Annotated in this window: 11 protein-coding genes; 9 read left to right on the top strand and 2 right to left on the bottom strand. The window is 56.3% G+C overall.

The genetic code is table 11. The annotated features are described in order from the left end of the window. Together FO268_RS16840 and FO268_RS16835 are read left to right on the top strand one after the other, a co-directional pair. The coding region (locus FO268_RS16840; RefSeq protein ID WP_150994399.1) for an ectoine synthase at positions 1-368 on the top strand (368 nt) is incomplete at its 5' end. A gap of 659 nt (positions 369-1027) precedes the next feature. After that, entirely contained in the window at positions 1028-2422 is a 1395-nt protein-coding gene (locus FO268_RS16835) for a diguanylate cyclase domain-containing protein (RefSeq protein WP_150994398.1), read from the top strand. A 140-nt stretch (positions 2423-2562) separates the two neighbouring features. Here FO268_RS16835 and FO268_RS16830 read toward each other — a convergent pair whose 3' ends face one another. Beyond that, positions 2563-3549, bottom strand: coding sequence for a DNA-binding protein (locus tag FO268_RS16830; protein ID WP_191966981.1), 987 nt, complete (start codon positions 3547-3549; stop codon positions 2563-2565). Between the two features lie 324 nt (positions 3550-3873). Here FO268_RS16830 and FO268_RS16825 point away from each other — a divergent pair, with 324 nt between their 5' ends. The 7 genes from FO268_RS16825 to FO268_RS16795 all read left to right on the top strand — a co-directional run bounded on the left by FO268_RS16825 (position 3874) and on the right by FO268_RS16795 (position 12129). Further along, positions 3874-5133 carry a site-specific integrase gene (locus tag FO268_RS16825; RefSeq protein ID WP_150994396.1) on the top strand — a complete coding sequence of 420 codons (1260 nt, stop codon included), beginning with the start codon at positions 3874-3876 and terminating at the stop codon, positions 5131-5133. A gap of 7 nt (positions 5134-5140) precedes the next feature. Continuing rightward, entirely contained in the window at positions 5141-8179 is a 3039-nt protein-coding gene (locus FO268_RS16820) for a Tn3 family transposase (protein WP_225316804.1), read from the top strand. A gap of 68 nt (positions 8180-8247) precedes the next feature. Next, positions 8248-8955: a thiol:disulfide interchange protein DsbG gene (gene dsbG / locus FO268_RS16815; protein WP_225316803.1), complete on the top strand. Its 708-nt coding sequence runs from the start codon at positions 8248-8250 to the stop codon at positions 8953-8955. Then, positions 8955-10145 (top strand): protein-disulfide reductase DsbD family protein, encoded by a 1191-nt coding sequence (locus FO268_RS16810; RefSeq protein WP_091704924.1) that lies wholly within the window; start codon positions 8955-8957, stop codon positions 10143-10145. The genes dsbG and FO268_RS16810 overlap by 1 nt, the downstream gene beginning before the upstream one ends. 16 nt (positions 10146-10161) lie before the next feature. Further along, entirely contained in the window at positions 10162-10752 is a 591-nt protein-coding gene (locus FO268_RS16805) for a protein-disulfide reductase DsbD domain-containing protein (RefSeq protein WP_091704921.1), read from the top strand. A gap of 49 nt (positions 10753-10801) precedes the next feature. Continuing rightward, entirely contained in the window at positions 10802-11497 is a 696-nt protein-coding gene (locus FO268_RS16800; protein WP_011784891.1) for an SCO family protein, read from the top strand. A 56-nt stretch (positions 11498-11553) separates the two neighbouring features. Beyond that, positions 11554-12129 (top strand): TlpA family protein disulfide reductase, encoded by a 576-nt coding sequence (locus tag FO268_RS16795; protein WP_150994394.1) that lies wholly within the window; start codon positions 11554-11556, stop codon positions 12127-12129. 46 nt (positions 12130-12175) lie between these two features. Here the strand turns inward: FO268_RS16795 and cadR are convergent, their stop codons facing one another. Then, complete coding sequence (gene cadR, locus FO268_RS16790) at positions 12176-12577, bottom strand: Cd(II)/Pb(II)-responsive transcriptional regulator (protein WP_150994393.1); 402 nt, start codon at positions 12575-12577, stop codon at positions 12176-12178. Positions 12578-12822 lie beyond the last annotated feature (245 nt).

The raw sequence follows: 12822 nt of genomic DNA, 5'->3' as shown, positions 1-12822 counted from the left end.
TTGGTACCGAGCGTGAAGTCAGCGACAAGCAGTGGACCAGCCGCCGCCTGCTGCTCAAGAAGGACGGAATGGGATTTTCCTTCCACGAAACCATCATCAAGGCAGGCTCCGAGCACACTTTCTGGTACAAGCACCACCTGGAAGCCGTTTACTGCGTTGCCGGTAACGGGCGCATCAAGGACCTCGCCACGGGTGAAGTTCACGAGATTACCGACGGTACCCTCTATGCCCTGGACAACCATGACAAGCACACTCTGTACGGTGGTACCGAGGACATGCGCCTGATCTGCGCCTTCAACCCGCCGGTGACCGGCCAGGAAGTCCATGACGAGGACGGAGCCTACCTGGCTGACACCAGCGATAACTGATCCGCCCTGATAGGGCGGCTGATCTGACCGCTGGCACACCGCCAGCGCGCCTGCTGCCGGTGTTGCTTTGGCTGGCACGCCCTTACCAGCGAGCCCCGATCTTGGTGGCGCCACCACTGGCACGTTTGTCCGGCCTGCGCCTGGGCATTGGTAAAGAATGAGACGGGCTATGACCACAGCATGGCTGCGGCTAGCATGTGAAGGCGCTATCGGAAGCACGCAAGTGAGTTAAACAGAGTTTCCACAGAGGTCCACACCACCGCAATAGAGGAGGGGGTCCATACACGTCCAATAATTTCCTATGGTGACATGGGCCCGTGCAAGCTTCTGTAAAGCGCGTTTTCAAAAATGAAGGGATCTCAACGGCGGAAGTAACCACCTGGAGATTAGTGGCAGACGATCAATAAGCCATTGGTTTACCGAGCGAACTAACCAAAGCGCTCAGTGCGTCTCTTCAAACTGACTTTCCGCTGTAGATCAGGGGCGTGGTTGTTGTATCGGGGCTTTCTTAACACGCAATTTATGAACGCATTTCATCTCTGCGGCCAAAAGCGGGAGATGATGACTTCAGGCTTTTTAGTGAGGTCAAAATGTACAGTTTATTATTATCGGGTTGATCATCGGAGCAAATCCCTTGCTCCGACATACTGGTGTCCATCTTGCAATACTACAGCGAAAACTCCGCCAGTGATGACGTTGATATAACTCCCCACGTCACCGGCGAAACTTCAGAGTATTTGGGGCGGCTGCTCATTGGTGACGATGAGCCGCGGTTGCTTAACAGTTTATGCTCGATATTGCGTGACAAGGGGTTCGAGGTTGACGGTGCCGAGGATGGCGACGCCGTCTGCCAGCGATTACGAGAGAATGCCTATGATCTGGTTTTGTTGGATATCCGCATGCCTGGAAAGAGCGGTTTAGAGATCATGGCCTGGTTGAAAGAAACGGGCGTTGACGCTCCGGTCATCATTATCAGCGGGCATTCCGACTATCGCATCGTCAGGCAAGCATTCAAGCTGGGTGCCTGCGATTATCTAAGAAAGCCCTACGATGTAGATGAATTAATTCGGGCTGTCGGCGGCACGGTTTTAGAACGACGGCAGGCCCGCTCTCAGGCGGCTACGGGCTGGTCTAACCCGCTAACGGCCGATTTTTTTAAGCACACACTTGATCATCTTCCGGATCTGGTTTTTTCACTGGATGAGCGCAAGTGCATCAACTATCTGAATCATCACTCCGAGAGTCTCTTGGGATTACCGACAGAGGAGCTGATTGGCCAACCGTTTTCTCGGCTCGTTCATGAGGGTGACATCGCTAAGCTTCCACTGTTATTTGGTAAGAACGAGGTGGGAGAGTCAGTAACCCAAGAGATCAAACTTAAAACTTACCATGGAGGGATCGGTTACCTGGATTGTGACATTACAGTTGCCTCTCCGCTCGAGGCGAACGACACCGCGCTAACTTATGCAAAGCCCCCTCCAGCAAAGCCTCTTTTTTTGGGCATTGTGCGGGACATCACGGAGCACAAACGGACACTGGCATTGATGGAGTTTCATGCTTCTCACGATACACTGACCGGGCTGCCGAATAGGAGCCTGTTTATGGACCGACTTACCTTGGCTGTCAGTCAGGCGAGCCGTAATGGGCAGAAGCTTGCCGTGCTTTTTATCGACCTGAACGATTTCAAAGCGGTAAACGATACCTACGGGCATGGGGTTGGCGATCAGCTGTTGCAAAAAGTCGCCGCCGGTCTGACACATTGTCTGCGAGAGGGGGATACCCTTGCCCGCTATGGTGGTGATGAATTTACGGTCCTGTTGCCCTCGCTTGACGAAAAAAAGGACGCCGCAACGGTCGCACGCAAACTTCTGAACTCGCTCGAAACCCCTTTTCAGTTTGAGGGCACCGACCTTCGTGTCTCTATCGGAACCAGCATCGGGATTGCAATGTACCCTGAAGACGGGGCGGGGGCGGAAACGCTGGTAGAGCGGGCAGACATGGCCATGTATGCCGTGAAACAGAGGAAAAAAAACGACTTTTATTTTTACAGCTAAGCATGATGGACGACAAAAGACCGGACAACACGTCGCCCTAAACCCGTCATCCAAACCACGCGGGCTCCCCAATGAAAAACACCTGAGACTTGAGCGACAATAGCCTTGCAGTAGGCTTTAAAACATAGTCTGGAGGAATTTCAAGAAACTCTGTCCACCTCGTCGGAGTCGTTGCCAGCGCTCAAGCGATCCAACAGCTCATTCTTCACGCTCAGCTCGGTTTCAAGCTGCTGCAACTTCGCTTTCTGTTGGTCGTTCACGCGCTGCTGCTTTTCAAGGGCAGCCTTTCGCTGGCGTAACGCCACGACTTGCTGCTCTAGCCGTACCGTTTTGTCGGCCAGACGACGATTTTCGCGCTCCCGCTCGCCCAGTTGCTGGGCCAACTGATCCGACTGCTTTCGAGTTTCAGTCACCTCCGTGAACAGCCGGGTGATCTCCCGGGTGGCCTGGGTCTGCTCGTCACGTTTCACGGCCAGGGCTTGTTGCAGGTGGCGTTGCTCTTCCTGGACTTGCTGGACCTGCTGCTCATGCCGCCGCTGATCCTGATCGCGCTGCTCTTTCACGGAGCCGCGATAGTGCTCCAGCGCCTGCCGGGCATGGTTGTGTTTTTCTTCGAGTGAATTCACCTGGCGTTGCTTGTCCTGAACCTGCTCAGTCAAACTTTCAATGCGTTGGGCCTGTGCGCGGTTATCGCTTTCGAGTTTTGAGAGCGCCTCACGCAGCCCACGGGCCTCCGTTTGTAAATCATCCCGGGCCTGAGCCAACACTGCATTTTGCGCCTGGTGTTGCCTGGTTTCAGCGGTCTGTGCTGTTAAAGCTTCCTGCAGGCCAGCCACCTCGGCCTGGTGGCGCTGTTCGGCCTGCTCAATGGTCTCCTGCGCGTCCTGGCGTAATTGCCGAGCCAGTTGGCCCACCAAGTCGGTTACGTGGTTGCTCAGAAGCGCTTCGTCGTCTAGACGGGTGCCTTCACGCGCCTCAATCGCTCTCAGGTGGTTGCTGATGGTGGTCTTTGAGCCGGTGTTGCCCAGCTCGGCTCGTATGGCGTCGATGGAGGGGTGAACATTGCGAGCCAGAAGACGTTTACGGGCGTCCTCGACCAGGGGTTGGGTGATGCCGCCTCGGGCCATTATGGTGTCCTCGTGTTTATTTCGTACTGGTGTACGTATTATGTAATTACATACTATATACACCAGAAAGATCGTTGGAAAGTACAGCTTAACAGACATGTGATAATCCAGAGTTATCCATTGTGATGCTCATTTCGACGGCTATACTGACCGATGCTCGGTACGATATGAGTCGATTTGCCGCCCCGGACCAAGGCCGCACCAGGAGATCAAAGATGCACAAACAAGCCGAACCACTCGATCAACACGTGTGCGAAGCAGCCGAACGTTGGATAAGGGAAGCGACAAGAGCACTGCCGAAGTCGGACGACGTCGGTGCGCCCAATGACGATTGATCGGTACGTTCGCGCCGCCACTCGGGACAATACCCGGCGCAGCTATCGGTCAGCGGTCGAGCATTTTGAGGTGACCTGGGGCGGGTTTCTGCCCGCAACAGCCGACAGCGTGGCTCGCTATCTGGCCGACCATGCCGGACGTCTTTCTGCTGCCACTCTGAAGCAGCGCTTGGCGGCGTTGGCTCGCTGGCACCGGGATCAGGGGTTTCCAGATCCAACGAAAGCTCCTTTAGTACGCACGGTTCTGAAGGGCATTCGCGAAGAGCATCCGTACCGGCAAAAACAGGCCAAGCCGCTGGCCATCACCCAGCTCCAGCAACTGGATCAGTGGCTGGCCGGAAAGATCGCGGAGGCGCGGCAGCACGATGCCCGGCGTCTCGGGGTCTGGTTGCGCAATCGGGCCATGGTCTTGCTCGGATTCTGGCGAGCCTTTCGCAGTGACGAACTCTGCCGATTAACCATTGAAGATGTCGCACTGGCCCCCGCTGCCGGTATGTCCTTGTACTTGCGGAGGAGCAAGGGGGATCGTCAGGCCGAAGGTCGCCTGTACAAGGTGCCAGCTCTGAGGCAGTGCTGTCCCGTGGAGGCCTGTCAGGATTGGCTGGACTTTTTGAACCAGCCCAGCGGTGCGCTATTCAGGGCGATTGATCGCTGGGGGAATATTTCCAATACTTCATTGCACCCGAACAGCATCGTGCCGCTACTGCACCAGCTTCTGGCCGACGCAGACATTGACGCTGTGGAAGCGTTCAGCAGCCACTCGCTGCGACGCGGTTTTGCCACCTGGGCCAGTGCGTCCGGCTGGGAAATCAAAGCGCTGATGGAGTACGTCGGTTGGCAGGATACCCAGTCCGCCTTGCGATACATTGAAGCTAAATCGCCGTTCGAGCAGGCCCTGATGCAAATCCCAACCCAAGTGGCGTCTTCTGTCGGCCAGCCACGCCTGGCGAGCGTCTCCGAACCGCGACACCGGGCATTAACCGTCCAGCTCACCTTGGAGCCGCAACGCCCTCGCAGCCGGAAACACCACCAGGCCCGCACGGTAATCGAAGCCCATTGCCTGAAACCGTTCGAGATGGAACAGCAGAACAATGGAGACTACCGCATTGAGGTGCCTGCAACGTCGGATGAGCAGCTGGACGAAATGATGGACGACTTGATCGATGAGATACACCGCATTGCGTCCGACAAAGCCTGCTGGGTGGAGACACTGATCACGGACCCGGCCACCGGGCAAGCATGGGATTGAGCCGGTCATGAGTGCTATTCAGGAAACAGCCTACCCACGGTTTCGGACGGATATCCCGCAACAGGAACTTGATGCAGTGTACACGCCGACGGCCGTCGAACAGCGCTGGGCTCGTCGGCGCACCAGGCAGATCCAGGAGCGCTTCTTTCTATTACTGCATCTGAAGGCGTATCAGAAACAAGGGTTCTTTTCCTCGTCGGTCGATTTGCCGGGCGATTTGCGTCGTCACATTGCGCAGTGCCTTGGTCTCGACAAGCAGCCGACCAAAGCCCAACGACAACAGTATGATCGTTCTGCCACCCGTAAACGCCATATCCCGTGGATTCGAACTTATGTGGGCAGCCGGACTCTGGACGAGGCGGCTCATGCTTGGCTATCGAGCCAAGCAACGAAAGCCGCCGAGTCCCGCGAGGTGCTGGCCGATATCATCAATATCCTTCTGGAAGAGTTGGTGCGTCACCGTTTCGAAATTCCCGGCTTTACGGTGTTATTGAGGCTCGCCAAGAATGCCCGGGCCACCGTCAATGACCGCTGTTACCGGTCCATCGTCAGCGAACTCAACGACGAAACAAAGGCACTGGTCAATGACTTGCTGGTATCGCCACCGGGAATCGAGATCAGCGGTTGGCAACGACTGAAGCGAGAAATCCGCAAGCCGACCAATAAAGAAATCCGGTCCTACCTGCAACACCTCAAGTGGCTGAAGGATATCGTCGAGCAATTGCCGGGTGTCAAATCAATTCCCGTGATCAAGCGGCGACAGTTCGCCCACGAAGCACGAGCGCTGGATGTGGCCAAAATGGCTCGAATCCCTGCGCGTAAACGCTATGCCCTGGCGGTGGTCCTGATCCGGCAACAGTATGCCCAGGCGCTGGATGATACCGCCGAGCTTCTGATCAAGCTGATGAGGCAACTGGAAACCACCGCCCAGCAAAATCTCCTGGCCTATCAAATGGAGCAGACCCAGCGCACCGATCGACTGGTCTCCTGCTTTAAAGACGTGTTGACTGCCATGGAGGCCGAGCCGAACCCGTGGCAATCGCTTCAGGCCGTTGTCGGAGACAAGCGCCAGGAGTGGCTGGACGAATGCGAGGAGCATCTGGCCTACGCGGGCAATAACTACCTGCCGTTCATGTTGCGACCGTTTCGAACCAAACGCAGCCTGCTGTACAACTGCCTGGAAATACTCACGTTTCAAAGCACCTCCAGCGACTTACTGTCGATTCAACTGATCGAGTTACTCCGGAAGACCCGTTCATTGAAAGCCGAGACGTTGGATTTGCGGGTCCATGCGCCGGATCTGGTCGAAAGCATCCAGCAGACCAAGTGGACGCTCGAAAAGTGGCGCCGTCTGATTTTCATCCGGCCGGACAGTGTGACGGTTCACCGTAAATATTTTGAGTTGGCCGTTTTGAATCTGGTGAAACAGGAACTGAAGTCTGCCGATCTGGCGGTTGTTCACGGGGATCGCTTCGATGACCATCGCGATCAACTGGTGAGCTGGTCGGATTACGAGCAGGAAATTGATCAGTACGGGCTGGAAGTGGAGCTTCCCATCGAACCGAAGGCTCTCAGCCGCCATCTCAAAGATCAGTTGACTCAGGTAAGCCGCTTGGTGGATGCCGCCTTCCCGGACAATACACACGCCGCAATCGAAGACGGTCGCATCGTGATCAAACGCAACCAGAAGCAGGGGTCACCGACCAATTGGCAGGCCCTGGATGACGACATCACGCGGCGGCTTGGCACCCGCAGCATCGTCGACGTACTGGTTGATGCGGAGCGATGGCTTGGGTTACACCGTGAATTCGGGCCACTGTCAGGCTACGAGGGGCGCGTGGAAAATCCCAGGCTACGGTTCATCGCTACGCTCTTCTGCTACGGCTGCAATCTGGGTCCCTCCCAGACGGCGGACTCTATCAAGCAACTGAACCGTCGCCAAGTGGCCTGGCTCAATCTCAACCACGTCACAGAAGATAGACTGGACCGCGCGGTCGTCAAGGTCATCAACGCGTACAAAAAATACGAACTGCCCGGTTACTGGGGCACAGGCCGACGGGCTGCCGCCGACGGCACTAAATGGAACCTCTACGAGCAAAACCTGCTCAGCGAATACCACATCCGCTATGGCGGTTACGGCGGTATCGGTTACTACCACGTCTCGGACACCTACATCGCGCTGTTCAGTCACTTCATCCCCTGTGGGGTTCACGAGGCGGTGTACATCCTCGACGGATTGCTTGAGAACCAGAGCGATATCCAGCCGGATACCTTGCACGGTGATACGCAGGCCCAGAGCTATCCCGTTTTCGGGCTGGCGTACCTACTGGGGATCAAGCTGATGCCGCGTATCCGGAATATCAAGGATCTGAACTTCTACCGGCCCGACAGGCGGTTCCGTTACGCGCATATCGAAGAGCTGTTCAACGGTCATATAGACTGGGCGCGGATTGAACGACACCTCCCGGATATGTTGCGTGTGGCCGTGTCCATCAAGCTTGGTAAAATTACGGCATCAACGATCCTGAGGCGGCTGGGAACCTACAGCCGCAAGAACAAACTGTATTTCGCCTTCCGGGAGCTGGGTAAGGTCGTGCGGACCGGTTTCCTGTTGAACTACATCGACGATGTGGAATTACGTCAGACCATTCACGCCGCAACCAACAAGAACGAGCAGTTTAACGGGTTTGCAAAATGGAGTTTTTTTGGTGGCGAGGGCATCATTGCGGCCAACCTCCGGCACGAACAGCAAAAGGTGGTGAAGTACAACCACCTGGTGGCGAATATGCTTATCTTACACAACGTCGAAGCCCTCAGCCGGGTGTTACGCGATATGGCAGCGGAAGGGATCGCCATCACCGAAGATGTCTTGAAAGCGCTATCGCCGTACCGAACCCGTCATATCAATCGTTTTGGAGATTACACATTGGACTTTAGACGTCCGGTAGGGCAGCAGTTGTTTGATTTGAAACTTGCTGAGCTTACCCCTCAAGGGACGGCCGGTGATCAGGTTAACCCCAAACATGAGCCGAAAAATACGGGCTAAACTACAACTAATTCATTTGGTTAGGGGTGTTTTTAGACTATTTTTCACGTTTGTCTGCCAACCCTCCAATGGACCCGGGAATCAAGGCACTGCAGGAGAGAATCGGTTTTACGGTGACTGAACGCTTCTCCACGCCAGCCGAGGGCGTGACCGGCTATGTTGTAAAGACCGGCGACGGGAAAACCGGAATCCTCTATGGTCTCGGTGACCTCACTTTTTCCGGCGCACTTCTGGAGAGTGATGGCAACGATCTGACCAGCGAATATTCCGCTCGTTATATACCGAAGCCGACGTATGCGTCGGTTGCCGAGCAGCTCTCCCGGGACCCCCATCTGGTGAGCGAGGGCGGTAAAGATGCCCCTGAGGTCTATATCTTCGCGGATCCCAACTGCATTTTTTGCCACAAATTCTGGCAGCAAACCAGGGATTGGGTTGCGGAGGGGAAAGTCAGGTTGCACTGGGTCATGGTCGGGTTTCTCAAACCGTCCAGCCTGGGGCTTTCTGCAGCAATCATGAACGCAGAGGATCGAGCCGCGGCGCTCCAGGTGTTTGAGGAAAACTTCGGAAAAAGCGGTGACGGCCGCGGCATTTCTGAACTCACTCCGATCCCGGCCGACCTTCAACAGGCCCTCGAACAACACGGTCAGTGGATGGCCGAGGCGGGTTTCAGCGGGACGCCAGGGCTGCTGTTCAAGGACACGAGCGGACAATGGCGGGGCCAGACTGGTGTGCCCAGCCAGGAAGCGCTCGGCAGGATGCTGGGAGTCACTGAGTAATGGATCAGCTGCCCTCATTACTCATTGCCGGCCAGATCATGATGGCGGTTATGGCAGGTCTACTGCTCAACCTGACGCCCTGTGTTCTGCCCGCGATTCCCATCAAGGTCCGGACCATCCTGCGGGAGGCGGGCGGCCAGAGGTCCCATCGGGTGCTGGCCGCGTTGGCATTCACGGCCGGAACACTCACCTTTTTCCTGACGCTGGGCGGCCTGACCGCACTGCTGCAGTGGAACTGGGGCACGTTGTTCCAGTCAACGCTATTCGTGGCCGTCCTGGTTGCGTTAATGGTCGGGTTTGCGGTGATTACCTGGCTCGATCTGCCCATCCCCGTCCCGACATTCGCCGCCTCGGCGCATGGCCGGCGTTACTTTGAAGCCTATGTATCCGGGCTGTTGAGTGCGATTCTGGCCGCGCCCTGCGCAGGACCATTCCTCGGTGGCGTTCTGGCCTTTGCCGTTACCCAGCCGACACCGGTCATCATGGGGATATTCGGCAGTATCGGGCTGGGGCTGTCGTTGCCCTACGCGGTACTGATGCTCAGGCCCGAGTGGCTGAGCCGGTTGCCCAAGGCGGGCCCCTGGACCCTGGCCATTCGTGAAGTGCTCGCGCTGATATTGCTGGCCGCCGCCGTCTTTTTCAGCGCGAGCCTGGTGCCCAAAGCGGTATACCCCTGGCTGTGGTGGGCCTGGCTGGCGCTGGTGCTGGTCTGGGGTCTCCGTCGTTTCGTTCAGGGGAGCGGTGCCGTTCGCGTGATCACTGCAACGGCGACAGGCCTTGCCCTTGCGGTGACAGTGGTATTCGCATCTCCGTTGGGCAGCGGCGAAGACGAACTTGTCTGGCAGCCCTACTCCGCAGAACTCCTGGCGGACACAAAAGCCCGGGACACACCGTATTTGCTGGAGTTCACTGCCGATTGGTGCATCAACTGCAAGGTCCTGGAGCGCACCGTGTATAAAGAGCCCGCTGTGGCTGAAGCCGTAGCGCGGGCCGGCATGGTGCCGATTCAGGTTGATGTGACAGCAAGCGATCCCGAAAAAGACGCATTGTTAACCGCAACGGGAGGGCAGGCTTTACCTTTTGCGGCGATTTTTGACGCTGACGGCACCGTTGTCGCCCGTTTCACTGGGCTATTTGATACCGACAGCCTGGTCGAGGCGATCAACCGCACCGAGAACTCACAACGCTAGCTACTGGAGATGAACCATGACAACCCGAACCAAAGTATTGCTGACCGGCGTAGCGGTTTTTCTGATCGCGATCGCGGCGTTCACGTTGATCGGTACCAATTCCGGAAACGCTCCTGGCTCGGCCCAGACCGAACGAGCCAATTCCGACCCCCAGGCACCAGTTGCCCGCACGGGGTTGGCAGATTCTTCCGATAAGGTCCGCCTCAATCTTGCGGAAGGCGGCAAAGCCCTGATAGGGGAGACCGGTGAAATTATTCTGACACTGGACATTGAATCGGGCTGGCACGTGAACGCCAACCCGGCCTCCTTGGAGTTCCTGATTCCCACCGTCGCCAGTTCTTCGGTCAACGGTCAGTCGCTTGACATCCCGACCCAGTACCCCCGCGGCAGGGTCAGTGACATCACACTGGGTGACACCGCCCTGGAGGTGTACGACGACGGTGCGAGTATCCGGCTGCTGCCAGACGAAAAACAGACCGCCGCGCTGAAAGAGGCAGGCAAGCTAGACATGACGGTACGGGTACAGGCCTGCAGTGACGAGGGCGTTTGCCTGGCACCAGCTGACCTGCCCGTTGCGCTGAATCTGGACGATATCAAGCCACAATAAACCGGGACTCCCTTCGGAAAACAACTCAAATGGAGAATGACTGTGAACAGTGTATTCAGAATTGCTGATTGCCATGGTTGCCCAGGTCAGCACCAATGCCATGGCCCATTCCATGGAAGATGTGGAGGCCTCGTTGAACGAGAAAGAGCGGTATGCCCAGTTTGTGGATCAGCCGGCCCCTGAATTTGATCTTACAGGCGTTGATGGCAATACCCTTGCCCTTGCCGACTTAAACGGCAAAACCGTTGTGCTTAACTTTCTCTACACGCGCTGTACCGAGGCCTGCCCTTTGCATATGAACCTGATCCGGCAGTTGCAAACCGGGGTTGAAGAAGAAGGGCTGAGTGAAGAGGTGGTGTTCATCACCATTGCCACGGACCGGGAAGATGTTGCAGGCACCCGGAGAAACATGCGTGCCTACGGCGAGAATTTCGATCTGAATCCCCGCAACTGGCAATTCCTCTACCGAGCCAGGATGGAACCACCTGAACTGACACCAGAACTTGCTAAAGCCTACGGCGTTCAGTTCAGGGATACGGGTGAGGGTGTACAGGTCCATGGTGTGGTAACCCACGTGATTGACCCGGAAGGGCAGATGCGGGCCCGGTTCCATGGATTGAAATTCAAGCCTGAACACCTGGTGACCTACCTGACGGCCATTGCCAAAGGCCCCAACGCGGCAGCCGATGATGGGTTCTGGGGCCGACTGCACGGGCGAATTGAAGAGCTGTTACAGAGTGAGTAACGCGTGGGGCACCATGCCGGCAACAAACCGACCACTGTAATCAGGAGTAATGTCCAATGAGTCACCAGCGCATATCTGCCGCCCGGGGAATCGCCGTAGTCCTTTTCGCGCTTGCTATTTCCATAGCCGCTCAAGTTATGGCTGCAGGGAAGGTTCCGAAGTCGGTGGGGCCCCAGGGTTTCCTGATCTGGGAGTCCCCTCGCACTCTGCCCGAGCTGGCTTTTCAAGACGAAGTCGGCAGGCCGCTGACACTGGCTGACTTTAAGGGTAAGGCGATATTGCTCAATATCTGGGCGACCTGGTGCCTGCCTTGCCGTGAGGAAATGCCGACGCTGGACTCACTTCAGGCTCAACTGGGCGGCGAGCAATTTGAAGTGGTCCCGCTGTCCGTTGACCACGCAGGCATCAGTGTTGTTGAGAAATTCTACCGGAAAACAGGCATCCAACATCTTCGCCATTATATTGATCCGTCGACACTGGCGACCTCAACACTGGGCATAGAAGGTGTTCCTACAACGCTGCTGATTGATCACGACGGTCGCGAAATTGGCCGTCTGGTCGGTGCCGCGGAATGGGACAGCCCGGCCATGGTGGATTTGATGACCCGCACCATTGAAGGGGTTCCGGACTGACTGGATTTACGCAATTGAAAAGGCAGGTGCGTAATGCTTCAAGCTACTACTGCATGCTTCCTTCGCTGAGCCCGTCGAGAACCCCGCAGGCCTCAATTTCCCGATCATCGTTACAACTCGCTCGCAGCGACACAAGTTGTTTCTCCAGTACCTGCAGATCGGTTATCTGAGACCGTACTTGAGCGATGTGATCATCAAGCAAGGTGTTGATGGCCCTGCAAGGCTGATGGGGCGCGCCCTGATAACGCTGTAACTCGTGAATTTCAGCGAGTGACAGCTCGAGTATTCTGCAGCGCCGGATGAAGGCCAGTCGCTCAACATGCCGTTCAGTGTAAATACGATAGCCGTTGTCCTGACGATCCGGCGGCGGTAACAAGCCCTCTCGCTCATAGAAACGGATGGTCTGGGTGTCGACCCCTACGGACCGTGCCAACTGACCAATGCGCATCGGGTTTCTCCTCAACAGATGGTATCTGCTTTATTGACCTTATAGTGGCTATATGGTTTTAAATCATAATCCGACAATACTCAAGTGGAGCCGTATCATGAGTAAATCCTGTGAAGACGCCTGTGGCTGCGGACTGAATTGAGCGGAGCAAAAAAGCATGAGCCACAGGGTTGATACTGGCTTCGGAGGCGAGAGCATTGGGTGATAAGTACGCGCTACCCTCCACGGGCATGCGCCACAAGGAG

Source organism: Marinobacter denitrificans (genome assembly GCF_008795955.1).
Classification (GTDB): Bacteria; Pseudomonadota; Gammaproteobacteria; order Pseudomonadales; family Oleiphilaceae; genus Marinobacter; species Marinobacter denitrificans.
The sequence above is the reverse complement of the archived record's forward strand: the minus strand, read 5'-3'. Positions and strand labels throughout refer to the sequence as shown.